Source organism: Clostridium bornimense, from assembly GCF_018917145.1.
GTDB lineage: Bacteria > Bacillota > Clostridia > Clostridiales > Clostridiaceae > Clostridium_AN > Clostridium_AN bornimense_A.
On record NZ_JAHLOD010000029.1, the window covers coordinates 1 to 25,365 of the forward strand.

Below are 25,365 nucleotides of genomic sequence, written 5' to 3' on the forward strand. Positions count from 1 at the left end.
CATGCGACTTCTACTTCTTATGCGGTATTAATCTTCCTTTCGGAAGGCTATCCCCCTCTATAAGGCAGGTTACCCACGTGTTACTCACCCGTCCGCCGCTAACTCCACTCCCGAAAGAGCTTTGTTCGCTCGACTTGCATGTGTTAAGCACGCCGCCAGCGTTCGTCCTGAGCCAGGATCAAACTCTCAATTTAAAATGTTAATCTTAGTTTATTACATGCTCTTTATTAGTATTCTACTATAAACTTCGCATTACTTCATCAGCTTCGTCATTCAATCGTTCACATACAAAGTATAGTTCACTCATTCACTCCTAGCTTCCTCGTCCTGCTCGTTTCTAGCGAATACGAGATTCACATAACATACCATTAACTTCAAGTTTGATTTACTAGCTTAGTACTAGCTGACATTATATAATGTCAATTAAAAGAATTAACTGGTTATATGTTTCTTCTGTTCAATTTTCAAAGATCATTTCGTCACCTCTTGACGACTTGTTTATCTTATCAAAGCTAGGGGGATTTGTCAACATATTTTTTAAAAAAATTTATTCTCACTTATATTTTTCCGTAATATATGCATATGAATTGGCTAATTATAAGAACTTTTTCAATTAACAATTCAAGCAATTCGTAATGGTTGTTAGGAGGTGTCGCAGTAACAAAAGTTGTTAATGATATTTCCTTTTATTATGGCAGAAAACAAGGCATAGGTTAGATGGCACAGGGCACAATTCAGTGCACAATTAAAGTAGTTCACAGTGCACAGTTTCGGTTAATTTTACCCTGTGGGGAAAATATCATATGTTCAACTCACAATTCAATCAATTCACATTTTGCAATTAATGTTAATTTCCCCTAAAGTGAAAATATTATAAGTCCTGCGGACAGCGAATTACAATTGTATTTATAGATATATCTAGTACATATATAAAACTATTATGCTTAAGTGTTGTTTTTCATAAATCATGAATTCCTAGTTCAAGCTACATGACCCCCTTAATATTTATATATTAAATACAAATATCTTAAAAAACTATCTTGTTCTATACACAAAATTATTACACTTAAAATCTCAGAAATTCCCCAAAAGGGAATTACATCAATAACTGTGCCCTGATATCTACCTGTGCTTCTGACCTGAAAAAAGGCCCTACTAACGAATTTCGTTATACAAAGCCTTTTACTTTCTACTATTGATTAATAGTTACATTATAAGTTTTTCTTAACTCATCAGCCTTAGATGCAACTTTATATCTTTGTCTGTCAGTTAAAATATTTTTTCTTATTATTTCTTTAACTTCTTCAAAAGATTTTACAACAGCTGGTTTCTTTTCTTCTACTTTTACTAAGTGGAATCCAAATTGAGTTTGAACTGGTTCTGTAACAGCTCCAATTTCAGCTTCAAAAGCAGCCTTTTCAAATTCAGGTACCATTTGACCAGCATGGAAAAATCCTAAGTCCCCACCTGAAACGTTTGATGGACAAGTAGAATATTTTTGTGCAGCTTCTTCAAAAGATAATCCTTCTTCAATTTCTTTCTTTACGTTAAGTGCTTCATCTTCTGTAGCAACTAATATATGTTTAGCTCTAACAGATTCACCTTCTGTAAATGTGTTCTTGTTTGCATTGTAGTATTCTTCTAATTCATTTTCTTCTACAGTAGCTTCTCTCATTAATTTTGAGTATACATATTGTACTAATATTTCTTCTTGAACTCTCTTTAATTGAGTTTTGAATTCTTCTTCCTCTTCTATATTGTTTTCCTTAGCATATTTTAAAAATACTTCAAAATTAACTAATTGTTCTAATAATTGTGCTCTTCCTTCTGGAGTATTAAAGTACATTGCTTGTTCTTGTGGTAATTGTTTTAAAGCAGCGTCTATTTCACTTTCTGTTATAACTCTATCGTCAACTTGAGCTAAAATTTTATTTGTCATTTCTTATCTCCTTTAATAATTAATACTTTCATATATTATACATTAGGTTAATTTTGTGTTCAACTAATCTAATTACTATCATTATATTTTATACCTATACATATTTATTAATAATTTATTGGTATTTTATTAATTGACATTGGATAAATTGTATAATATAGTTACGATATAGTTATTTTGACTATCAAAATAAATTTACAATAAAAGGGGATTTGAATCATGGACTTTACAGGTTTAAAAATTGGGAATTTAACAGCACCTATACCTATAATTCAAGGCGGAATGGGTATAGGTGTATCTTCTTCATCTCTTGCTGGTGCTGTAGCTAAAGAAGGTGGCATTGGTATAATCTCAACAGCACAAATAGGCTATAATGAAGAAAACTTTGAAAGTAACTTCTTAGCTGCTAACTTAACAGCTTTAAAAAAACATATAAAGCTTGCAAAAGAAAAGGCTATTAATGGTATTGTTGGTATAAACATAATGGTAGCTACTAATTATTATGCTGAACATGTAGCTGCTGCAATAGAAGCAGGAATTGACCTTATAATTTCTGGTGCTGGAATTCCTCTTCATCTTCCCAAGCTAGTAAAAGGAACTAATACTAAAATAGCTCCTATAGTTTCGACTCCAAAATCTGCTAGAGTTATACTAAAAGCATGGGATGTAAAACATAATGTTGCACCTGATATGATTGTAGTTGAAGGTCCAAAAGCTGGAGGGCATTTAGGTTTCTCAACTAAAGACCTTGATAATATAGATTCTATAGATTTTGAACAATATGTAAAAGACATAATTGAATTGAAAAAACCTTATGAAGAAAAATATAAAAAACATATTCCTATAGTACCTGCTGGTGGTATTTTTAACGGTGAAGATATTGCAAAATATCTTAGATTAGGTGCTGATGGTGTACAAATGGCTACACGTTTTGTAGCTACTGAAGAATGTGATGCTGATATAAATTTCAAAATGGCATATATTAATAGCAAAAAAGAAGATATTGCTATAGTAAAAAGCCCTGTAGGTATGCCTGGAAGAGCTATTATAAACAAGTTTATAAAGAAAATTTCTAGTGAAAGTATTAAAGCTCCTAAATGCTATAATTGCTTAATTCCATGCAACCCATCAACAACTCCTTACTGCATTTCCAATGCTCTTATAAATGCTGTTAAAGGAAATACTGATGACGGATTAATTTTCTGTGGTGAAAATGCTTACAGATTAGATAAAATTACTACTGTAAAAGAACTTATGAAAGAATTGGTTAATGAACTTACTTTAGCTTAATTAAATAAAAAAACTGCCATGCAAAAAGTATGGCAGTTTTTTATTTACTCACAAGATTCTACTTTTGTATCATATTAAATCGGATTTAATAACAAATTTTTATCTGTTAATTCAATCCTCTCTTTTTTACTTTTTCCTTATTATAAAGGTTTAAATCCCACCTAAGTATCTTAAGGATTTCTTTCTTTTTCCTTCTTGGTACTCTAATCTTAACACTAGATCTATTACTAGTATTAATATACAACTTATTATTTCCCATGCTCCACTCTTCGATATCACTCCACTTAACCTTATACATATATCCGTCATGCAAACTTAAAGTAACTACACCACTCTTAGTAATTACATCTTCACTTATCATATGTAATAAGGTTAAAGTAATAACCATAATAAATATAATACCTTCATAAATAGCATTTATATCAATTACATAGTATATAAATCTTACTACTAATAAAATACTTAACATAAAAACTATCCACCGTAAAGGATTAATACCACATTCTAAAAGTTTAATTTCTTTTATATCTTCTTTATTATAATAAAATGCACTTACCATTGCTCCAACGAATGATAATACCGAAAACACCATTAGTAATGCCAAATTGTAGCCTCCTTTTAATTAAGTTATCTACAATTATTGGCAATACTATATAGATTTATTCATGATCTCTATAGGTATCTGTAGCAATGTACTCTGAATCTACTAAGTTTCCATCCTTATAAGTATCTAGATAATCATTTACTGTGTATTTGTCTCCAGTTCTTTCACCAGTTCTTTCCCCTCTTATTTTATAAGTTACACTAGGATCATAGTCAGATTCATTACAATATATATCAAATGTTAATATAGATCCAGATGTATATGATGATATATAGATAGGATGTTTTAATGTATTCTTAAACTTATAATCTATATATCCATAAGCTATTGTTGCATCACAACCTATTCCTACATAAGATACTGGCATATTATGATTTAATCTTTCTGTAGATCTTATATTTGCTCCCATAACAGCATTATATAATGTACTAGATACTTGGCATATTCCTCCGCCATATCCTTCAACAACCTTATTTCCAACATAAGTTCCTGCTTTTTCATATCCTCTTTCAGCAGTTGTATCTCCTACTACCTTATTATAAGAGAATTCTTCTCCTGGCATTACTACAGTTCCATTTACAGCAGCTGCAGCTTTCTTTATATTTGTAACTCTACCATCAGCTGAAGTACCAAAGTTTGTACTAAAACTTGAAATCTTTGTATTTATACTTTTAAGGTCTTCTTCTTTAACGTTTGGTTTCACTGTCTCCATATCGGCATTTACAACTACTTCTCCATTAAATTCATCTGAACTCAACTCTTTTGTAATATCATTTTTCAACTTATTAATATTTAACTTTGAGCCATCTGAACCACCTTTAATTTCAAAACCACCATCTTTTAATTCGATAGTGGCATCTTTTGCACTTTTATCTACCTCTTTTTCTATTGATGACAAATATTCATTAACTTTATTATCATCAAAAGTAACCTTAATAGGATACTCTTTTTCCTTCTCTAAATTTTTATATCTAGCTAAGGTATTACCACTCTTTCCATAGTTATATGCTTCTTCTATAGTATCATCAAAAGATACTTGTACACCTACATCTTCACTCTTTAGATCGTATTCCTTATTCCCCACTTTAATTTTTATTACTTTTTTACTTATTTCATTTGAAAAATATTTATTTAATATATTTTTAGCTTCCTCTTTACTCTTACCACCAATTTCTACCCCTTGTATCTTTACTTTTGGATAAATTAACAAGTTATATTTATTAACCTTTGAAAATATAGATGCTGTAAAAATGCCTACGACAACTACTATAACTGATACTGCTGATGCAGCTATAACCCATATCTTTTTGTTCTTCATATGATTAACTCCCCATTCCTAACCATTATTTTACAATTAAATTGTACTGTATTTCATTTTACTTTTCCAGTACTATTTATTATATTTTTACATTTGTTTATTAAAAATTTATCTATTAAATGTTATATTTATAAAATATTTGTCAATAATTTTATTTATGACAAATATTTAAATTCCTAAAAGGAGATTATTTATGAACATTATTTTTCTAGATATAAACGGAGTACTAATTGATGATAATCCCCCATTTATATCAAATACTTTTTTATTTAATTCAGAAGCTATGACCAATATAAGTAAACTTATAGAAATTACAAATAGTAAAATTGTTATTTCTTCAAATTGGAAAATAGGAATGAAAAATAATAGCATTTATTGGCAATCCATTATTCAAAATTTTCGTAATTATGGAATATTAAATTCGCTTATATCAGTTACGCCCACTTTATGTAATTATCGTAATTCTTATAATAAATCTGAAGAAATTTCTGCATGGCTATCTGAAAATTTTTATGTTACTAAATATATTGTAATAAGCAATAAATACTTGAATACTTCTTTAGATAATGTATTAATAAAAACTTCTAACGAAAAATATTTCAATAAGCTAGATCTTTATAATTCAATAAGACTACTTAATTCTGATATAACATTAAAAAAGATGCAGTAAGTTATTATTATTAACTTTGCTGCATCTTTTCTCTTGATTACTATACCTATTAATTTATTCTTCACTTTCACCATCAATATAATCTACATATTGTTCTACTATGTTTTGAGCTAATTTCTTAATTGCAGAAGCTTGAGCTATTAAAGTCATTACAATAAGAAATACTGTTATCTTTTCTTGCTCTTCACTATTTAAATTATAACCTTCCATTAACCCATCTAGTTTATCACTATCTAAAAATTCTTTTTGAATAAAATCATCAAAACTTTCTTTTTGTATTTCTGTAAAAGTCTTGTAAGCATTTTCCCAAGATATTATATCATCTGTTCTATCATTTATTTCGTTAAATGCAAGACCAAATACTTTCTTAATTTCTTCAGTAGTAAGAACAGGTCTCATATAACTTAATAATACTAATTCTGTTAAATGTACCTTAGTGTATCCTCTCTTTTTACCATCTTCCGGTTTAGATATAACATCATTTTTTATATAATTTTGTACTATATTATTAGTAAATTTTTCACCCGGAAATCTATCATTTAAGTAATCTATAACTTGTGATAAAAACAAATCATATTCTGGTAAGTCTGTATATGGTATAATATTACTTTCTGCTATTTGCTTTGATATTTCCTTTATTCTTGAAATATCAAAAGAAGATTCGCCCATATTTTCACCCCTATATTATTTTTCTTAAAATATCCATTTAAATATATTATTATTATAGTGTTTAATTTAATGTATTACAAGGTATAAAAAAGACTTTTCTTAAAAATTATTTTTGAAAAAATGCTATTCATAACTTCTTAATATGGTATTGATTTCTATGTATTTTTAATGTATTATCAAATTAACATATTTTAGCTAGTATTGTTTGCATATGTCTTTACTAACTATATATAATTAAGTTATTGATTTTATTCTTGGGGGTGGGTACAATAAACAATTCAAGGTGGAGAAAATTTTTACAAGTTTTAATATGCTTTATGGTATCAGTTACCATATCATTTTCATTTGGTGAAGATGCTTTTGCAAGAACACGAAGTAGCCATAGCTCACATGGTATGTCACATTCTTATTCACATTCATCTTCTCATTCAAGTTCTCATAGTTCATCTAGTTCTTCTTCAAGTAGGAGTTGGTCTTCTGGTTCTTATAGTAATCACAGTAGTAGCACTCATAGCAGTAGTTCAAGTTCTTCGAAGAAGAATTGGTCTTCTGGTTCTTATAGTAACTCAAATTCATCGAAAAATGATTCTGACGTAAACTCTAGTAGTAGTTCAAATTCATCGAAAAAAAATTGGTCCTCCGGATCTTATGATACTAATAATGATGGAAAGACAAACTCTAATAGTACATCATCTACTCCTAGATTTTATAATTTTGGTAGCCACGGTAAAAGTAACTCTTATTACAATAATAATTATAATAAAGGAAGTTACTACAATAGTTATAATAATTACATTCCATTACCTATTCCTTTACCTATAGGTAGAACTCGTATCGGTAATGGTTATGGTTATTCTCTACTTAGCATATTATTAAATATTTTACTTTTAATAATAGTCATAGGAATAATAAAATATCTAATTAAAGAATTTAAAAAATAGGAGATTGTGTTTTATGGACAAATTTGATGAATTATTAGAAAAAGATAAAGGTTTATATAGTTCATTATACTTAGATATTAATAATGCTATAGATAAAATAGAACCTTTTATAGATAAGTCGCAAATAAATAAAAGATTTTTTTTCAAAAACAAAGATCTTTTACGAGAATATTTAGATATACTGATTGCAGCAGAAAAAGATGTTAACTCTAAAAGTTTTTTTAAGAAGTCTGCTACTAAAAATACAAATTTGAAATTAATTGAATCATATAAATCAAAACATTTAAACACTTTTAAAACTTTAAAGCAATGTACAGATTGTAAGTGTTTCTCTTGTATTGATAATTGCAAATTTGATAGCTGTGACAGTTGTATTAAAGAAGGCAGAATAGTTTCTTGCGATAAAACTCGTACATCTGTATCAATTTTTGATAACACCTACAAAATAGATCTTAGAAATAATGATACAAATTCTATAGAATATTTTAATGTACTTGGCATAGTACAAGATATCAAAAATGATCAAAGATATATCCTTATGGAAAATATCAATACAAATCAAAAAATGGTTATGTATTTAAATTACACAGTAAGAGGTCAAGAATATGGTGAAATCAAAAATGGAGAAGATTTTGATTACGCCATTGAAAGCTATGAAAATTCTATAATTTAATATTAAAATTAAAACTGTTTAAAGGACTTTTAGTGGAACTATCTCATTAATAAGTGAAAACTTACTATAGATAGTTCCTTTTATTATGCACAAATATATTTCCTTAGGAAAATCAGCCTACTCTCCCCCCCAAACTTTAACACTCACATTTTAAGAAATTCCTTAAAAATTTCATTCATCACCGTGTAAATTAGAGATATTTGAAGCTATATGTAGCTGTAACTATCTAGTAATAATTACTCTTTTATAAATAAAACAAAATCACTTAAAAAGATTATATTTCTTGCTTGAAATATTTATTAAAATCATTTATTATAAGTACATAGTATTTTTTAACTTTTTATACATATCTATTTTCAAATGATTTGTAAAATTGTAAAATTAACTATACAAATGAAAAGTAATTGAATTATAATAAAAATATAAACTATTGGGAGGTTGCATTATGGGAGTATTTACAAGAGTATCTACTATGTTCAAAGCAAAAGTTAATTCAAAATTAGATGAAATGGAAAATCCAATTGAATTATTGGATCAAAAAATTAAAGACATGGAAAAAAGTTTGAGCGATGCAAAAATTGCTTCCGCACAAGTAATCGGAAATGCTCGTGAAACTGAAAAGAAAGTTTTAAAAGCAAAAGCCGAAGTTGAAGATTATGATAATAAGGTAAGACTAGCTCTTTCAAAAGGAAATGAAGATTTAGCAAAAAAAGCTTTAGCTGAAAAGATTAAAGCTGAAAATAACTACAATGCACTTCTTCAAGCACAAACTGTAGCTAGAGAAAAAGCTGAAGCTTTAAAAGGTAAGTTAATAGAATTACAAAAAGAATTAGATAAGACAAGAGCATATAGAGATGAAGCTGCAGCAAGATATGCAAATGCAGAAGCTTCAAAAACTGTTAACGAAATTGTTGCTAATGTTAATACTAAATCAAATAATATTAACTTAGATAATATTGAAAGAAATATTGCTCGTAAGGAAGCTTTAGCAGAAGGTCTTGGAGAATTAAAAACACCTTCTCTAGACGATGAATTTGCAGCATTAAATGAACTTAACTTAGATGCAGAACTTGAGAAATACAAAAATCCTTCATCTGCATCAACAACTAACAGCTCATCATTATCTGACTTAGATGCAGAGCTAGAAAAATATAAATAAACTATTATTGAGGCTGTCGCACAAAGAAGTTAGGAATTAAAGTGCGGCAGTTTTTTTGCAAAATAGAATATCAGGGCACAGCATTCCTGTTTTAAGACTTTTTAAAAATTGAAAAAAATAACCCCCTTCGATAAAATGATAATTGCAAAACACAAAATACCAAGAATGAAGTATCATATTTATCACCATTAGAGAATACTGAAAAGGGATTTAACAATGCGTCAACTAATTGGGCAAGTAAATCTTTAATCACAATTTTTTACAAGTACCCATTACCTGAAGATATTGTAGCAGCAACTGAGGAAGAACTATTTACTCAATTAAGAACTAATGTAAAATCTGGTATAGAATATAAGTTTATAAGGTTATTAAAAGATGTAGCATTAGAATTTGTTAAGAATGATACTGGTAATATCTTTGCTGCAGATAATGATACTTTAAGATATATAATGAAGAAAAGATTTATGGATAGAATAAGTTAGTTTTCTTAAGATATTTATATTTGATATAGCACTATTACGGGGGCTAATGAAAGTTTTGCTTTCATGTAGCTTGGAGTAAAAACACATGATTTATGAAAAACAACACTTAAGTATAACAGTTTTATATATGCACTAAACATATCTATAAACACAATTCTACCTTTAGCTGTCCGCAGGACTTATAATATTTTCCTTTTAGGGAAAATTAACATTAATTGCGAATTGCCTGAATTGTGAATTGAAGAATTGTGCCATAATAAAAGGAGGTATCGCATTAGCAACTTTTCATGTGTTAATGTGACACCTCCAACTTTTTTAATTATAAATTTTCACATTCACTGTGCACTTTTTCTCAATATATCTCCCTCTGCTATTCTTTTCTTAACAGTCTCATATTTATCTACATAATTCAACTTATACCCATTTGTAAAAGTAACTAATCCATCTCTAACTTCCTTTACCTTAGAATAATTTATGTATCCAAATGCCCTATCCCCTTTTACCAAAGGTTTTATTGTCTTTATTGGTATAATAACCTCATTATTATTTATTAATGGAACTAATGACTTCTTATTAAGTATCTTTTCACTTTTAGCTATTATAGCTGTAAGTGATAATAAATTTAGTGCAAAATAATCTCTAATAGCCTTATTAATAGATATTTTCGTTAAATACTCATCTCCATTTTCAGATTTGATCAACGTCATTTTCCCTTCTCCGATTTTATATACAGGTACTATAGCTATCATAGATTTTAATGCTTCAATATAACTCACTCTCATAATATCTCCTCCTTGTATTATCATTATATACGAACATTTGTTTGTTTTCAATACTTTTTACCATTTTTTTCTTTCGACAATATAGTTTTATCACCTTGCAAGTTCTTTATATTAAACTTGCAAAATAAGCAGTTGATACTGTTTTCCATATGCTTTTGTGAATAAAGTGTATAACTCTGTGGATAACTTGTTATTGTTTTTATGGCTTTACACCTGATATTCCGTGCTATTACAAAAGTTATCCACACTATCCACACCCCCCCTGTGTATAACTTGTTAAAATTATTGATTATTAATAAAATTTTCCTTCAATTTTCTATATTTTCTTTTCAAAATAGATATATATCTACTTTTATGCAATTTACATTTTCTGTAAATTCTTTTTCATTTTTATTCTTTCTCCTATCCAACATGAATATAATTCTATGTATATACTTGCAAACTATTTGCAAATGTCATATAGTAAGTTTATAATAAAGTTTACTTTGAATAAATATGATTATAATTATATATGAGTTTCAGGAGGGTTAATTTTGATTAAAATAGACAATTTATATTTTTCATATTCCAATACTCCCCCATATATATTAAATGGTATAAATTTTAATATAAAAAAAGGGGATTACGTTACTATAATAGGTGAAAACGGTAGCGGCAAAAGTACTTTCACCAAAATAATTTTAGGATTATTAAAAGGATATAAGGGATCTTTATCTATAAATGCTAATCACATCGCTTATGTACCACAAAGACTAAATAATCTTGATACTAATTTCCCTCTTACAGTTTTTGAAATGTTAAATGTCCATCGAAAGACTTTAAAGATAAAAAATAAATCTATTATAGATGATATGCTTTCTCTTGTTAATATGAATAGTTATAAAAATTCATTAATTTCTAATTTATCAGGAGGTCAAGCACAAAAGATATTTATAATACGTGCTTTAATGGGAAATCCAGATTTACTTATATTGGATGAACCTTCAACAGGTATAGATATAAAAAGTCAAACTGAAATATATCAACTAATAAAGACTTTAAATAAAGAACAACATATAACTGTTATATCTGTAGAACATAACTTAAAAGCAACAAAAGAAAACTCTTCTAAAATATATCAAATACAAAACGGTAAGGGTAGATTTTTGAACTTAGATCAATATACTGCCTTAAGTATGGAGGATTAATTTATGTTTCAATATGATTTTATGATATATGCATTGATTGGCGGTATGCTTATTTCATTAATTTGCCCCGCTATCGGAACTTTTTTAGTACTTAAAAGATATTCACTTATGGGAGATACACTAGCACATGCTTCTTTTGCAGGTATTGCCTTAGGTATTGCAACAGGAACGGATCCTGTTTTATCAGCTGTTGTATTTACTTCTATTTCTGGTGTAGTTATTGAATTTTTATCTATATTTTTAAAAAAATATGGAGATCTTATAATGTCAATAATCCTCACTTTTAGTGTAGGAATAGCTATAACATTAATTTCTACCGGTAAAACTAAAACAAATATAAACTCTTATTTATTTGGAAGTATATTAACAATAACACCAAAAGATTTATATATTATAGGTATATTAAGCGTTGTAACTTTTATAATTCTATTCTTTTTATTTAACTCTTTAATATATCTAACTTTTGATGAAGATGGTGCTAAAATAGCTGGTATAAAAGTAAAGATTCTAAACTATATATTCATCTTATTAGTATCTCTTACAATATCAATATCTATAAAAATTGTTGGTATATTAGTTATTTCTTCTTTAATTGCTATTCCTGTAGCAACTTCTTTACAACTTAAGAAAGGTTTTAAACAAACTTTTATATACTCAATAATATTTGGAGTAATAGATGTAAACTTAGGACTAGTCCTATCTTTTTACCTTGATGGTGCTCCTGGCGGATTTATAGCACTTTCATCAGTAGCTGTTTTGATATTAACTATACTTTCAAAATCTATAGTAACTTCAATTAAAAAGTTAAAAGTATAATAACCGATAAATGCTCACTACTCTTTTAGAGTTGTGGGCATTTCTTTTTATAAATGATATAATTGTAATAAATTATTTTTAACTTGGAGGATTAATATGAAAAAAAGTAAGTTTACTTTTTTGCTGTTACTTGTTGTTATTGCCTCTCTTATAACTTCAGTAAATAAGGTAGTAACTTCTTATGGCATATTAGAAGAAGAAATTAAGCAAGTAACATCAGGAAATTATAAATATAATTATATTTGCACAATAGCCCCAGATGAAAACTTCAACTACAATAAACTTTACAATATTCTAAATAAAAATCTATCTAATTATAGTGTAGAATTATCGTTAAACTATGAGAGTCCTCAATTTAATTCTGAATATATAAGTATACGAGGAATATTAAACAACAAAACTTATCTTGGAACTTTGAAAGAAGGATCTATTGATAATTTTAATAAGCCCTTTTTTGCTTTTGTAGGAGAAGATACTGACTCTTGGTATATGAAGCAAATTCCATTAGGTGATAATATCTATACAATTAATGCAACATACTATAATAAATACAAAAGTGCTATATACTTTTCGCTACATAATGCACCTAAAGAATTTCAAAAAGCCTTTGAATCACAACCTATAATATCTCTTTCTGTTAGAGGTTCTAGTTCTCTACCAGATTCTTTAAAGGCTTTTGAAAAGGACTTGAAATCTACATTTAAGAATATTAAATTCGACTATAGTTTTTATGGTGAAGATTATTACAAATTTAAAGCTAATCAGGTAAAAAGTCCTTATTTAGATAGACTTATACCTTATGTTGTTTTATTAATATTCTCTTTAGCTCTAGTAACAATATTAATCTTAAAGATATTCTTTAGAGCTAAACCTGTAATATTATTATCACTGTTTTTCATAATGTTAACTTGTAATGGGTATTTCTTGATTAGTTCACTAACGTATTTAGAGGCTAGAGTAACATTCACAAAATCGCTTGATGAGTATGAAAACAGTCATATTTATTACTCTTCTGCACCACTTACAGATGATATAAAGAGTAATATTATTTCATCAACTTCAACGCTTAACTACACTGGCAGTTTTTCTACTTCATTATCTTATGATAAGATAGTTGAATTAAAAGATGAATTAAATTTTACTGAAGACTATAACTCTAGCAACTTAGAAAATGAGATTTCAACAAAAATGTTATATTTCCCGCAAGAGTTTTATGATGCACTATCTGTAAAACTGTATAAAGGTAATAATTTAGATTTTAGCAAAAATACTGTACTTTTAGGATTTAACTTTGAAAAGTATTTTAATGTAGGCGATATTATCCACATTAATGGGGATAAATTTGAAGTAGTAGGCTTCATAGAAAAAAATTATATGGCTCCATATACTTTAGGTAGATTGACAAACTTAAATAACGGACTAATAACATCATCTAAAGTGTATAACGGAAATGATGCGAACGATTTATTTTTGCTTAAAAATAATAGTAATAGCAATAGATTATCATCTATATCTACTATAAATAATTCATTAATTTATAGCTATGGTCAAGGAAAATTTGTTCCTATTTTATTTAGTGTAATAACATTAATTTTAATAATCATAACTATATCTGTTTGCTATGTTAATCTATTTATATCACTAAGCAATGGAATATTTTTTATAGTTTCTATCATTAGTAATGTACTTTCTATAGTTTTATTTTACTTTATTAGTATATCTAGTTCATTGCCATATTATCTTAGACCTATAGAATCTTTAGAATATATATCTAGAAGAAATCTATTAATAACTTTTTTAGTTTCACTTTGTATATTTATCTTCCAATATATATACAAAAAATATTCTAAATTATTAAATAAAATTTTAAATAGCGTGACACATAAATGTCATAGAAGTATTATAAAATAAACTCATAAGGTAAGGAAATGAACCATTAGGAGGTAATTGATATGAACGAATTTAATAATTTCCAAGATGATAATAATAATACTACTTCTTCTACAAACAATAATAATTCATCTAATGATATAGAGAATACTGTTAGCATGGATTCAAATAACATAAATTTTACAATGAAAAATGATGATTCGGACTCAGCACAAGATGTAAAATTTGAAGATGTATACACTAATAATAGTAACAACCATAATAAAAAGGTTAAAACAAAAAAAATGAAAAAAGGACTAGGAAAAACTATTGCTCTTTGTGTATTAATATCAGCTGTTGTTGGTACTGGTTCAGGTATAACATCTAGTTTAATAACTAATAAATTAACAGCTTCAAATAAATCAAACAATGTAAAAACTGTTACTAATACCGAACAACTATCTTTTTCAACTACTGGCGGTGTATCTATCCCTGATATATATAACAAAGTAAGTCCAGCTGTTGTTGGTATTACAACTCAAAATTTAACTTTAAATCAATTCCAAGTTCAAGGTGGATCTGGATCTGGATTTATATTTAGCAAGGAAGGCTATGTATTAACAAACTACCATGTTATCGAAGGTGCTTCTAAAATTTCAGTTATGTTCTCTAATAAAACTACTGCTGATGCTACTGTAGTTAATTACGATGAAGATTTAGATGTAGCTGTTCTTAAGATATCTGGAAATATGGAAATGCCTGCTGTGTTAGAATTAGATTCATCAGCTGATGTTCTTGTTGGTGAACCAGTAATAGCAATTGGTAGCCCTCTTGGAGAAACATTCTTAAATAGCTTAACTTCTGGTATTGTATCAGCTAAGGATAGACGTATAGAAGATACTGACACTGTTAAAACTTATATTCAAACAGATGCTGCTATAAACCCTGGTAACTCTGGTGGTCCATTAATCAATGCTTACGGAAAAGTTATCGGTATAAATACAGCAAAAATATCAGACTCTAGCGTATCTGGTATGGGCTTTGCAATCCCTATTACAGCTGTAGCAGATACAGTTAAAGACTTAGTTGATAATCCGCTTAATACTAGTATCACATTAGGTGTAAGCATCCAAAACTTATCTGATACTGAGTTAAAATATTATCAACTTGACCATGGTGTTAGAGTTGCCTCTGTATCTGCTGGATCAATTGCCGCTAACGGTGGTATTGAACCAAATGATATAATCACAAAATTTAACGGAAAAGATATAAGCAGTACATCAGATCTACAAAAAGCAAAAGGAAAAGTTTCTTCTGGAGATAAAGTTGAAGTTGACATAAATCGTTTAGGAAAAACTATGACTGTTACATTAAATATTCAATAGATATTAACCTTTAATTTATATATTACAAACACTCTCATATAATAAAAAAGCTATCGATCATCTAACGGTGATCAATAGCTTTTTTAATTTGCAATTCAGTCAATTCACAGTTCACGATAAAGAAGTACAATTGTATTCATAGATATATTTAGTGCCTATATAAAACTGTTATACTTAAATATTCTTTTTCACTAATCATGGTTTCTTAGTTCAAGCTACATGAAGGTGCAACCTTCATTAGTCCCTCGTAACAGTTCTGTATCAAATACAAGTACCTTAAGAAAACTAATCTACTATACACAAAAAATTATTATATTTAAAATCTCAGAAATTCCCCAAAGGGAATTTCATCAATCACTGTGCACTGTGCACTGAAAACTGTGCACTTAGATATATCTACATACACGCGAAAGAAGGATGCAACTAAAAGATACATCCTTCTCTCTGGGACACAATATATTCAAAAATTCAGGTTTTAAGTATATAAGGATTTACCTTACAATATATATATTAACCATTCTTTGTGACAGTTTCATGTCAATATTATAAATATTTTATTTCTTACTATAAGGAATTGTAAAACTAAACTTTACTCCCTTTTCTGTATTTACTACTGCTACATTACCACCATGAACATTTATTATATTTTTAGTAATAGAAAGTCCAAGTCCTGTACTTCCATCTCTCTTTCTTCCTTTGTCTATTTTATAAAACTTCTCCCAGATTTTATCTATCTCATCATCATCTATGTGGTCTCCAGTGTTTTCTACTTCTACTAAAACATCATCTCCACTTCTTGTCGCTGTAACTATTATTTCTCCTTCATCATAACAATGTCTTATTCCGTTTGATAAATAATTTAATAACACTTGCTCTAATCTTACATTATCACCATATACATAAAGATCTTCATCTATATTCACCTTAACATCAATTTTTCTATCATAACATAACGCCTTTGACTTATCTGTCACAACTTCTATTATTTCCGATAAATTAAATCTTTCCTTTTTCATTTTAAATGTTCCGTTTTCTAATTGAGATAAATTAATCATATCCATAACTAGTTTTGTCATCTTATCTGATTCATCTATAATTATCTTAACAGCATCTTCTTTATCTAATATTTCATCTTGTATACCTTCTGCATATCCTTTTATTAATGCTATTGGAGTTTTCAATTCATGAGATACATCTGCAATAAATTCTTTTCTCATTTTTTCTAACTGACGTTCTTTCTCTATATCCTCTTGAAGCTTCATATTAGCCTCTCTAAGCGATGTTAATGTCTCTTCCAGATTAGTAGACATTACATTTATACTTTTGCTTAAACTACCTATTTCATCGTTTCTATCTACAACACATTTCTCTTTAAAATCTAATTTTGCGATCTTTTTTGCAACTCTATTAATTTTAACTAATGGCTTTGATATAGTATTAGAATACAACACTGATATAAATGTAAGTATTACCACTGATATTATGGCAAAATAAAAATTCATTTGTAATGATATCTCAGATGCCTCACTAACTTGTTCCAATGATGTTATTCCTATAATATACTCATTATTTTCTCCTGTTGTAACATAAGCTAAAGTATTTAATTCATATTTAGAATTCCTAGATTCTTTAATAAACCTATTTCCTACAGGATCATTCTGAAACCACATAACTATGTTTCTTACTAGTTGTAATCGCTCATTATCTACCCTCGGTACTTGAGTAGATAGCATAGTACAGGATCCAGCCTTATCAACTACAGCTATCGTAACAGAATACTTTTGTTGATATTCTCTCATCATCTGCATTAAATCTACTTCTGTATATTCATCTTCATATTCACTTTTAAAACTCTGAACTTGTTTTTCTAGTGTCTCTTTTTTTCGATAATTATAATATCCTTCAAAAAACATCCATTGTATTAATACATTAAAAATAGTTATACCTAAAAATATCGAAGTAGTCATTAAAAATAATCTTTTTGCGATACTATCTCTAATTCTCCTCTTTTTTCTCATATTTATATCCTACTCCTCTAACGGTATTTATATAACTTGCTTTATCTTTTAACTTTTCTCTTAATCTTTTAATACCAGTATCAACAGCTCTTAAGTCACCTTCAAAATCATAACCCCATACTTTATCTAGTATTCTATCCCTACTTAAAACAATCCCCTCGTTAGCAACAAAATATTTTAATAAATCAAATTCAGTTTTTGATAATGATATTTCCTTTCCATCAACAAGTACTCTATGTCCTTCTTCATCTATAATTAAATCTTCAGATTGTACATTATAATTTCTCTTTATAATAGCATTTATCTTTGCAACTAAAATTTTAGGACTAAAAGGTTTAGTCTCATAATCATCTGCTCCCATACCATATGCAAGTAGTATATCTTCTTCCTCACTTTTTGCTGTAAGCATTAATGTCGGTACATTCTTAATTTTTCTCATTTCTTTTAATGCTACTATACCATCCATTATTGGCATCATTACATCCAATATAACAAGGTTTATAATATTATCTTTAAAAATATCTAATGCTTCTTTCCCATTGCTAGCATAGTAAATATTATAGCCTTCTTTTGTAAGGTATGCCCCTAGTAAATCTCTTATTCTAACTTCATCATCAACAATTAATATATTTATTTTCATAATCTCAACTACCCCTTCCATAAAGTATATTTATTATAATTATATACCTAATTAGACACATAATCGACATTCTACATACTAAATTCACAACAAAAACATATTATTTTTATGCTAGCCATTTTTTTACTTAACTTTATATAAATGTATTGACTTGCATTGGTTTACCATATAAAATAATATTATCGATACATTTAATACAAAAATATGCACGGTTATTACAAAGTAAAAATTTATTGCTAACTTATTTTGTTATTACATAAAAATATATTTTTGTCGATAACTGTTATAGGAGGAAGTTAAATATGAAATCTACAGGTGTTGTAAGAAGAGTTGATGAATTGGGAAGAATTGTTATTCCAATCGAATTAAGAAGAACATTAGATATAGCTGAAAAGGATGCTCTTGAAATATATGTTGATGGTGAAGAAATCATATTAAAGAAATATGAACCAGCTTGTATATTCTGCGGTAATGCTAGAGATGTAATAAACTACAAAGGTAAAAATATCTGCACTAGTTGCCTTAATGAATTAGGTTCAAAATAATTTTATAAAAAAACTAATTAAAAGGAGATTATTCATGCAAGCGATATCTCCTTTTTCTATTTTCTAAATTATTTCTAAATCTCATAACTACCCTTAAATTTAATCACATTAAAAAAATTGCATTTCTTATTCTAATCTCAAAAGAGACAAATACCATTATAAATTCTGTACCTGTCTCTTATATTCATTATGATATTATTCTTCTTGCTTGTGTATAATCAGACATATACTTTAACTTTGTATATTTAACAACATCGCCAGTTTGTGGAGCATGGATAAATATTCCATTCCCTACATATATCCCAACATGATGTGGTGATTTTAATGATCCAAAGAAAACTAAATCTCCTGGTTTTTCATTACCTGGTGCTACATATGTTCCAATTCCCTTCACTTGTGTATATGTAGTTCTTGTAAGACTAACGCCACATTTTTTATACACATATTGAGTAAATCCTGAACAATCAAAAGTGTTTGGTCCTGTAGCTCCCCATACATATTGTTTTCCTAGATGCTTCTTTGCTTCTGCTAATACATTTGAAACTGTTGCAGTACCTGTATTGGTAGTTCCTCCACTTACTGTGTTTGCCTCAGCGGCTATAGCTCTATTTATTGCTTCTAATTGAGCTGCATACTTAGATTTCAATGCTTCTGCTTCTTTTCTTGCCTTTTCACTAGATGATTTTTCAGCATTAATAGTATCTATTTGACCTTGTAGATCACTCTTCAATTTATCTAATTCTGCTGCCTCATTTTCAAGATTTCTTTTTTCTTCGTCTAATGTATCCTTACTTTCTTTTATCTTTTTAATAAATCTTATATCAGAAAGAGATACATTTCTAAGAATCTCTTTTCTTTCAATTAAATCTCCAAAACTTTCAGCATTTAATATTATAGCTAAAGTAGTATCATTTCCATTCTTATACGCACTTCTTATTCTATCTTTAAATTCTTCTTCCTTTTTAGATAAATCCTTTGAACTTTCATTTATATTTGATTCTTTATCTGCTATCTCCTTTTGCTTTGTAGATATAGCCGTCTCTGTTTCCTTTTGTTTAGCAATTAACGTATTTATCTTGTCATCACATTTTCTTATTGCATCATTGGCAGCCTCTACCTTTCTCATAGCTTCATCATAATTAGATTGCGTCTCAGTCTTACTTGGAGCAGCATTAATTATATTTTGCGGTGATATAAAACTAACTATTAGAATTAAAACTAACATTACATAACATTTCTTCACTGCCATTATTGTTCCCCCCTACAAAGTTTTCCCCTATTTTTTCATCTATATATTAATTTAAATTTCTCATATTATTTTGTAGATAATATGTTGCATTTGTTGCATATTATATTTTAAAATCAATTTTTATATCTTTTTGTCATATTGTGTAATATAATTTTATATTATTATCCTTTATATGTCAATTATATTCTAGTGTATACAAATTTCAAATTAAAAAAGAGATATCCCATTAACAAGAGCTTCTAGTTCAAGCTACATGAAGGCACAGCCTTCATTAGTCCCCCGTAACAGTTATATCTGAAACACCAATATCTTAAAAAAACTAGCCTATACTATAACACAAAATTGTATCACTTAAAATTTTCAGAAATTCCCCTAAAGGTAATTTCATCCATAACTGTGCACAGTGCACTGACACCTGTGCACTGATACATACCTGTGCACTGATATTCTATTTTACAAAAAAACTGCCGCACTCGAATCTAACTTCTTTGTGCGACAGCCTTTATACAATCTAAATATTATCTTTCTTATAAAACTAATTTAATAATCTTCTTGCAAAGCTATAGTCTCTTGAACCTGATAAGTATGAATACTTAACAACATCTCCAGTTTGTGGTGCATGTATATACATACCGCCACCAACGTATATTCCAACGTGATGAGTATTACCAACTTGTCCAAAGAAAACTAAATCTCCTGGTTGTTCTTGTCCTTTAGCAACATATGTACCTAATGTTTCTTGTGTATATGTTGGCGCTGGAGCACTTATACCTACTTGTCTAAATACATATTGAACAAAGCCTGAACAATCAAATGTATTTGGTCCTTTTGCTCCCCATACATATGGTTTACCTAAATGTTTTTCAGCTTCTGCTAATACCGCTGCTGCAGTTGCTGTAGTTGTTTCTTGTCCACCTCTTGATGGTGCAACATTTGATGCTTGTGCTATTGTTGCAGTAGCTTGTTGAGCTCTTGCTGCTTGAAGTCTTGCTGCTTCTGCTGCCATTTGATCTTCTATAGCCTTTACTTCTGTAGCATATTTGTTTTTAACAGATTCTGCTTCTGCTAAAGCAACTTTTTGATCATCTTTTTGTTTATTTACTTCATCTATTTGTTTTTGTAACTCATCTTTTAATGAATTTAAAGTTACAACTTCTTCTTCAACTTTTGATTTTGCCTTTTCTAATGCAACTTTTTCTGTTTTGATTGTTTCCATTATAGTTCTTTCACGCTTAGAAACTTCTTTAACAGTTTGTGTTCTTTCTAATAAATCGCCCATTGATTTTGATTCTACTAGAACATTAATTACAACATCATTTCCGTTCTTATATACAGCTCTTACTCTCTTTTTGAAATCGTCTTCACTTTTTTGAAGTTCTGCTTTAGTCTTTTCAACTTCTTCTTGCTTTTTAGCAATTTCATCTTGCTTATCTGAAATAGATTTCTCTGTTGAATTCTGTTTATCAACTAATGCGCTGATTTCAGCATCTAACTTTCTTACTTGTTCATTTACAGCTTCAACTTTTTGTAATGCTTCTGAATATTGATTTTTAGCACTATCTAACGTTGGATCTGCTTTTACTTGTGTTCCAAAGCTAGTAGTCATTGTTAATGTAGCAATTACTAAAGCTAAACTTATACCTTTCTTTTTCATTTTTCTTCCCCCATTCCAAAATTTTAAATCACATTTAAAATTCATTTATCTTTAATATTTTTTGTTTAATTATATATATTTTTAATTTTCTTTTATAGTATATCTTAAAAAAAATTTAAGGTTTCTTGTTTCTTCTTTTACATTATTAATTTTTTGTGTGAAGATAAAATGAAGAAATATCTTGTCCTTTATTAAGAAGTTGGTAATACCATGTCCCATTTTATGGTTCATATGTCATATTGAATCGTTTATTGTACATATTTGGATCAAATCACATATTTATTACCTCTTCCCCCTAAACTTACTTATATCAGTGTATAAAGGGACAAGTTATATAATATACCAAATTCTCATTGCCCAACTTTTTACTTTTAGTGTCATTATTTTGAAATAGTTTTCACAATATTATTTCCATAAATAAAAATAAAAAAATATTAAAATTTATTCACACATTTATATTATTATATGAGTTTCTTCAAAAAATAATGATTATTCATATTTCTAAATTATATTCCTTTTAATAATTAAAGTATTCAATATCTAGCATAAGCCCAAAACTCTCATTCGGACTACAATCTTCATTAGGCACATTATAATAATTTTTCATCAAATACCATTAACTCAAATCATTCTATAGCAGAAAATAATCACTTATGTTCTAAGAAATTCAACAAAGAGTTTTCTCTTTGTCATCAAATAAAAAAGCTGTCACACTCTGTAACAGCTTTCCTTACAAATCTATTTTAGTCCTCTACAATTCTTCTTGCTTGACAATAATCCCTTGAATATATTAACTTCGAATACTTTACCACATCCCCTGTTTGCGGCGCATGTATATACATTCCATTTCCTACACATATCCCCACATGATGTGGTTCTGACATCGAACCAAAGAATACTAAATCTCCTGGTTGTTCTTCTCCTTTAGGAATATAAGTACCACGGCCTGCTACTTGAGTATATGTTGTCCTTGTAAGTTCTATTCCCACCTTCTTATATACATATTGTACAAATCCTGAACAATCAAAAGTATCTGGTCCTGTAGCTCCCCATACATAATCCTTTCCTATATGAGTATCTGCTTCCTTTAAAACCTCTAATATGATTTTATTCGTAATCTCTTTATCATATTTCATGTGTTCTTTCATTGATGTTAAATCATTTTTTATTTTTTCTTCCATCTCAGATAATTCTTTCTGATACTTTTCCTTTAATTCCTTTGCCTTCAATAAAAATCCTTCTTCTATCTCTTTTATATTCTCTATTTCTTCTCGCTTATCTTGTAACTTATCTTTTAATTTATTTAAATTTTCTACTTCCTGTTCCATAGTATCTTTTTCGGATATTAGTGTTTCTTTCTTACATTTTATATTGCTTATTACATTTTCCTTATACTTTGATATTCCTTTAATAACTTCAGTTCTCTCTATAAAATCTCCAATAGTTTTTGAATCTACAATCATACTAATGACTTCTTCTTTTCCACACATATAAGTTGTTCTAATCATCTTCCTAAACGCTTCTTCATTATGTTCTAATTCTATACTCTTTACCTGTATACTTTCTCTTTTTTCCTCAATATCTTTTTTCTTTTCACTTATCTTATTCTCAATTTCCTTTTGTTCTTCCATAATAACTGATATCTTATTATCTATCTTCTTTATCTCATCACTGTACTTCTCTACTTCCTCTACTGCTACTTTATATTCTTCTCGTTTCTCATCAATACTAGGCTCTGCCTTTACTATTACTTTCCCATTTGCAAATGTTATTATTGTAGCCATCAATATTAAGCATATCTTCCTTTTTATCATTCCTAACTTTACCTCAATCCTAACCTTGCATGGTATATTTTACTTTATTGTAATTATTATACATTTTTATAAAGATAAAATGAAGATATTTAATTTTCTCTAAAAAATAATTTTGAAACAAGTATTTCAATTCCTTTGTTCAATTCACAATTCACATTTCGCAATTAAGGAAACTATCTTATTCTATACACAAAATTGTTCCACTTATAATCTCAAAAATTCCCCTAAAGGGAATTTCATCAACAACTGTGCACTGATATCTACTTGTGCCTTGTGCCCTCACACTTGTGCCCTGATATCTACCTGTGCCTTGTGCCTTCATACCTGTGCCTTGATATTCAATTTTGCAAAAAAAACTGCCGCACTCTGATCCCTACTTCTTTGTGCGACAATCCCTTTTAACTTTAACCTAGTATTCTTCTAGCCTGTGTATAATTAGGCATATAGCTTAACTTTGAATATTTAACTACATCACCAGGCTTTGGTGCATGAATAAAAATACCATTTCCTACATAGATACCAACATGCTCTGGTGCTGACACTGGACCAAAGAAAACTAAATCTCCTGGTTGCTCACTTCCAGGTGCTACATAACTTCCTATACCAGCAACTTGAGTATATGTAGTTCTTGTAAGCGAAACTCCACATTGTTTATATACATATTGCACAAATCCTGAACAATCAAAGGTATTTGGTCCATTTGCACCTAAAACATATGATTTACCTAGATGTCTTTCAGCCTCTGCTAACACTGCTGATACTGATGTAGATGTAGATACTGTTGATTGTATCGGTTGTGTAGATTGAGTTGGTTGTGATGGCTTTGTTGATTGCGATGGCTTTGTTGATTGTGATGGTTGTAACACTTGTGCAGATTCTTCTACCTCATTAGACTGTGCTATTGTAGCAGTAGCTTCTTGTTCTCTTGATTCTTTAAGTTTATTTGCTTCTGCATTAACCTCATCCTCCATAGCCTTAACTTCTGTTGCATATTTATTTTTAACATTCTCTGCTTCCGCTAAAGCAACTTCTTGTTCTTCTTTCTGCTTGTTAATTTCTTCTATTTGTTTCTTTAATTCCCCTTTTAATGAATTTAATGCTACAACTTCCTTTTCAACTTTTGCTTTCGCTCCTTCTAACTGAACTTTTTCCTTCTTTATTTCATCCATTATAAGTTTTTCACGTTTAGAAACATCTTTAATAGTTTCAGTTCTTTCAATTAAATCTCCTATTGTCTTTGATTCTACTAACAAATTAATTACTACATCATTTCCATCTTTATATGAAGCTCTTACCCTTTTCTTAAACGTATCTTCATCTTCTTGCAATTCATCTTTTGCTTTTTCTACTTCCTCTTGCTTTTTATCAATTTCTCCTTGTTTTTCTGATATAGATTTTTCTGTTGTGTCTTGTTTATCCATCAATGCAATGATCTCTGTATCTAACTTTCTTACTTTATCATTTACACTTTCAACTTTCTTCACTGCATCTTCATACTGATTTTTTGCATCATCTAATGTAGGATCTGCTTTAACGTTTATCCCCAAATTAGTAGTCATTAATAATGTTGTTACAAACAAAATTAGACTTATACCTTTCTTATTCATTTTCTTCCCCCATTCTAAAAGTTTAAATATTTTTGTATTCATATTTATTTTATT

21 protein-coding genes and 1 rRNA gene are annotated in these 25,365 nt (G+C 28.6%); 10 read left to right on the forward strand and 12 right to left on the reverse strand.

Annotated features, from left to right (window positions below; genetic code table 11):
- A 16S ribosomal RNA gene (locus tag KQI30_RS10755) occupies positions 1 to 194 on the reverse strand; the annotation flags it as partial.
- A gap of 998 nt (positions 195 to 1,192) precedes the next feature.
- Positions 1,193 to 1,939 carry a peptidylprolyl isomerase gene (locus KQI30_RS10760; RefSeq protein ID WP_216463325.1) on the reverse strand — a complete coding sequence of 249 codons (747 nt, stop codon included), beginning with the start codon at positions 1,937 to 1,939 and terminating at the stop codon, positions 1,193 to 1,195.
- A 219-nt stretch (positions 1,940 to 2,158) separates the two neighbouring features.
- Between KQI30_RS10760 and KQI30_RS10765 the strand changes: the two genes are divergently transcribed.
- A complete protein-coding gene (locus tag KQI30_RS10765; protein WP_216463326.1) occupies positions 2,159 to 3,229 on the forward strand; it encodes an NAD(P)H-dependent flavin oxidoreductase in 1,071 nt (356 codons plus the stop codon).
- A gap of 106 nt (positions 3,230 to 3,335) precedes the next feature.
- Here the strand turns inward: KQI30_RS10765 and KQI30_RS10770 are convergent, their stop codons facing one another.
- Positions 3,336 to 3,833 carry a hypothetical protein gene (locus KQI30_RS10770; RefSeq protein ID WP_216463327.1) on the reverse strand — a complete coding sequence of 166 codons (498 nt, stop codon included), beginning with the start codon at positions 3,831 to 3,833 and terminating at the stop codon, positions 3,336 to 3,338.
- A gap of 55 nt (positions 3,834 to 3,888) precedes the next feature.
- Positions 3,889 to 5,151: a VanW family protein gene (locus tag KQI30_RS10775; protein ID WP_216463328.1), complete on the reverse strand. Its 1,263-nt coding sequence runs from the start codon at positions 5,149 to 5,151 to the stop codon at positions 3,889 to 3,891.
- Between the two features lie 193 nt (positions 5,152 to 5,344).
- Here KQI30_RS10775 and KQI30_RS10780 point away from each other — a divergent pair, with 193 nt between their 5' ends.
- A complete protein-coding gene (locus tag KQI30_RS10780) occupies positions 5,345 to 5,821 on the forward strand; it encodes an HAD domain-containing protein (RefSeq protein ID WP_216463329.1) in 477 nt (158 codons plus the stop codon).
- A gap of 54 nt (positions 5,822 to 5,875) precedes the next feature.
- Here KQI30_RS10780 and KQI30_RS10785 read toward each other — a convergent pair whose 3' ends face one another.
- The gene (locus KQI30_RS10785; protein WP_216463330.1) at positions 5,876 to 6,490 is read right to left on the reverse strand and encodes a DUF1836 domain-containing protein; all 615 of its coding nucleotides are present in this window, start codon (positions 6,488 to 6,490) and stop codon (positions 5,876 to 5,878) included.
- A gap of 260 nt (positions 6,491 to 6,750) precedes the next feature.
- Between KQI30_RS10785 and KQI30_RS10790 the strand changes: the two genes are divergently transcribed.
- The 3 genes from KQI30_RS10790 (at position 6,751) to KQI30_RS10800 (ending at position 9,263) form a co-directional block, all read left to right on the forward strand.
- On the forward strand, positions 6,751 to 7,431 hold the full coding sequence (locus tag KQI30_RS10790; RefSeq protein WP_216463331.1) for a hypothetical protein: 681 nt from the start codon (positions 6,751 to 6,753) through the stop codon (positions 7,429 to 7,431).
- A gap of 13 nt (positions 7,432 to 7,444) precedes the next feature.
- Positions 7,445 to 8,104 (forward strand): hypothetical protein, encoded by a 660-nt coding sequence (locus KQI30_RS10795; RefSeq protein ID WP_216463332.1) that lies wholly within the window; start codon positions 7,445 to 7,447, stop codon positions 8,102 to 8,104.
- Positions 8,105 to 8,549: 445 nt separating this feature from the next.
- Positions 8,550 to 9,263: a PspA/IM30 family protein gene (locus KQI30_RS10800; protein WP_216463333.1), complete on the forward strand. Its 714-nt coding sequence runs from the start codon at positions 8,550 to 8,552 to the stop codon at positions 9,261 to 9,263.
- A gap of 817 nt (positions 9,264 to 10,080) precedes the next feature.
- Here KQI30_RS10800 and KQI30_RS10805 read toward each other — a convergent pair.
- Positions 10,081 to 10,527 (reverse strand): hypothetical protein, encoded by a 447-nt coding sequence (locus KQI30_RS10805; RefSeq protein WP_216463334.1) that lies wholly within the window; start codon positions 10,525 to 10,527, stop codon positions 10,081 to 10,083.
- A 533-nt stretch (positions 10,528 to 11,060) separates the two neighbouring features.
- On the opposite strand from KQI30_RS10805, the gene KQI30_RS10810 reads away from it, so the two are divergent.
- The 4 genes from KQI30_RS10810 to KQI30_RS10825 all read left to right on the forward strand — a co-directional run bounded on the left by KQI30_RS10810 (position 11,061) and on the right by KQI30_RS10825 (position 15,784).
- Positions 11,061 to 11,714 carry a metal ABC transporter ATP-binding protein gene (locus KQI30_RS10810; protein ID WP_216463335.1) on the forward strand — a complete coding sequence of 218 codons (654 nt, stop codon included), beginning with the start codon at positions 11,061 to 11,063 and terminating at the stop codon, positions 11,712 to 11,714.
- Positions 11,715 to 11,717: 3 nt separating this feature from the next.
- Positions 11,718 to 12,530 (forward strand): metal ABC transporter permease, encoded by an 813-nt coding sequence (locus tag KQI30_RS10815; RefSeq protein ID WP_216463336.1) that lies wholly within the window; start codon positions 11,718 to 11,720, stop codon positions 12,528 to 12,530.
- Between the two features lie 96 nt (positions 12,531 to 12,626).
- Positions 12,627 to 14,441, forward strand: coding sequence for an ABC transporter permease (locus tag KQI30_RS10820; RefSeq protein WP_216463337.1), 1,815 nt, complete (start codon positions 12,627 to 12,629; stop codon positions 14,439 to 14,441).
- Positions 14,442 to 14,482: 41 nt separating this feature from the next.
- Positions 14,483 to 15,784: a S1C family serine protease gene (locus KQI30_RS10825; protein WP_216463338.1), complete on the forward strand. Its 1,302-nt coding sequence runs from the start codon at positions 14,483 to 14,485 to the stop codon at positions 15,782 to 15,784.
- Positions 15,785 to 16,338: 554 nt separating this feature from the next.
- On the opposite strand, the gene KQI30_RS10830 is transcribed toward KQI30_RS10825, so the two are convergent.
- Both KQI30_RS10830 and KQI30_RS10835 read right to left on the reverse strand, forming a co-directional pair.
- Complete coding sequence (locus tag KQI30_RS10830; RefSeq protein ID WP_216463339.1) at positions 16,339 to 17,802, reverse strand: sensor histidine kinase; 1,464 nt, start codon at positions 17,800 to 17,802, stop codon at positions 16,339 to 16,341.
- Entirely contained in the window at positions 17,780 to 18,442 is a 663-nt protein-coding gene (locus KQI30_RS10835; protein WP_216463340.1) for a response regulator transcription factor, read from the reverse strand. The genes KQI30_RS10830 and KQI30_RS10835 overlap by 23 nt, the downstream gene beginning before the upstream one ends.
- 302 nt (positions 18,443 to 18,744) lie before the next feature.
- Here KQI30_RS10835 and KQI30_RS10840 point away from each other — a divergent pair, with 302 nt between their 5' ends.
- A complete protein-coding gene (locus KQI30_RS10840; RefSeq protein WP_044035810.1) occupies positions 18,745 to 18,987 on the forward strand; it encodes an AbrB/MazE/SpoVT family DNA-binding domain-containing protein in 243 nt (80 codons plus the stop codon).
- A gap of 187 nt (positions 18,988 to 19,174) precedes the next feature.
- Here KQI30_RS10840 and KQI30_RS10845 read toward each other — a convergent pair whose 3' ends face one another.
- The 4 genes from KQI30_RS10845 to KQI30_RS10860 form a co-directional block, all read right to left on the reverse strand.
- Positions 19,175 to 20,236 carry a C40 family peptidase gene (locus tag KQI30_RS10845; protein WP_216463341.1) on the reverse strand — a complete coding sequence of 354 codons (1,062 nt, stop codon included), beginning with the start codon at positions 20,234 to 20,236 and terminating at the stop codon, positions 19,175 to 19,177.
- 535 nt (positions 20,237 to 20,771) lie between these two features.
- Positions 20,772 to 21,890: a C40 family peptidase gene (locus tag KQI30_RS10850; protein ID WP_216463342.1), complete on the reverse strand. Its 1,119-nt coding sequence runs from the start codon at positions 21,888 to 21,890 to the stop codon at positions 20,772 to 20,774.
- A 743-nt stretch (positions 21,891 to 22,633) separates the two neighbouring features.
- The gene (locus tag KQI30_RS10855) at positions 22,634 to 23,704 is read right to left on the reverse strand and encodes a C40 family peptidase (protein WP_216463343.1); all 1,071 of its coding nucleotides are present in this window, start codon (positions 23,702 to 23,704) and stop codon (positions 22,634 to 22,636) included.
- A gap of 404 nt (positions 23,705 to 24,108) precedes the next feature.
- Entirely contained in the window at positions 24,109 to 25,311 is a 1,203-nt protein-coding gene (locus tag KQI30_RS10860) for a C40 family peptidase (RefSeq protein ID WP_216463344.1), read from the reverse strand.
- Between the last annotated feature and the right edge of the window lie 54 nt (positions 25,312 to 25,365).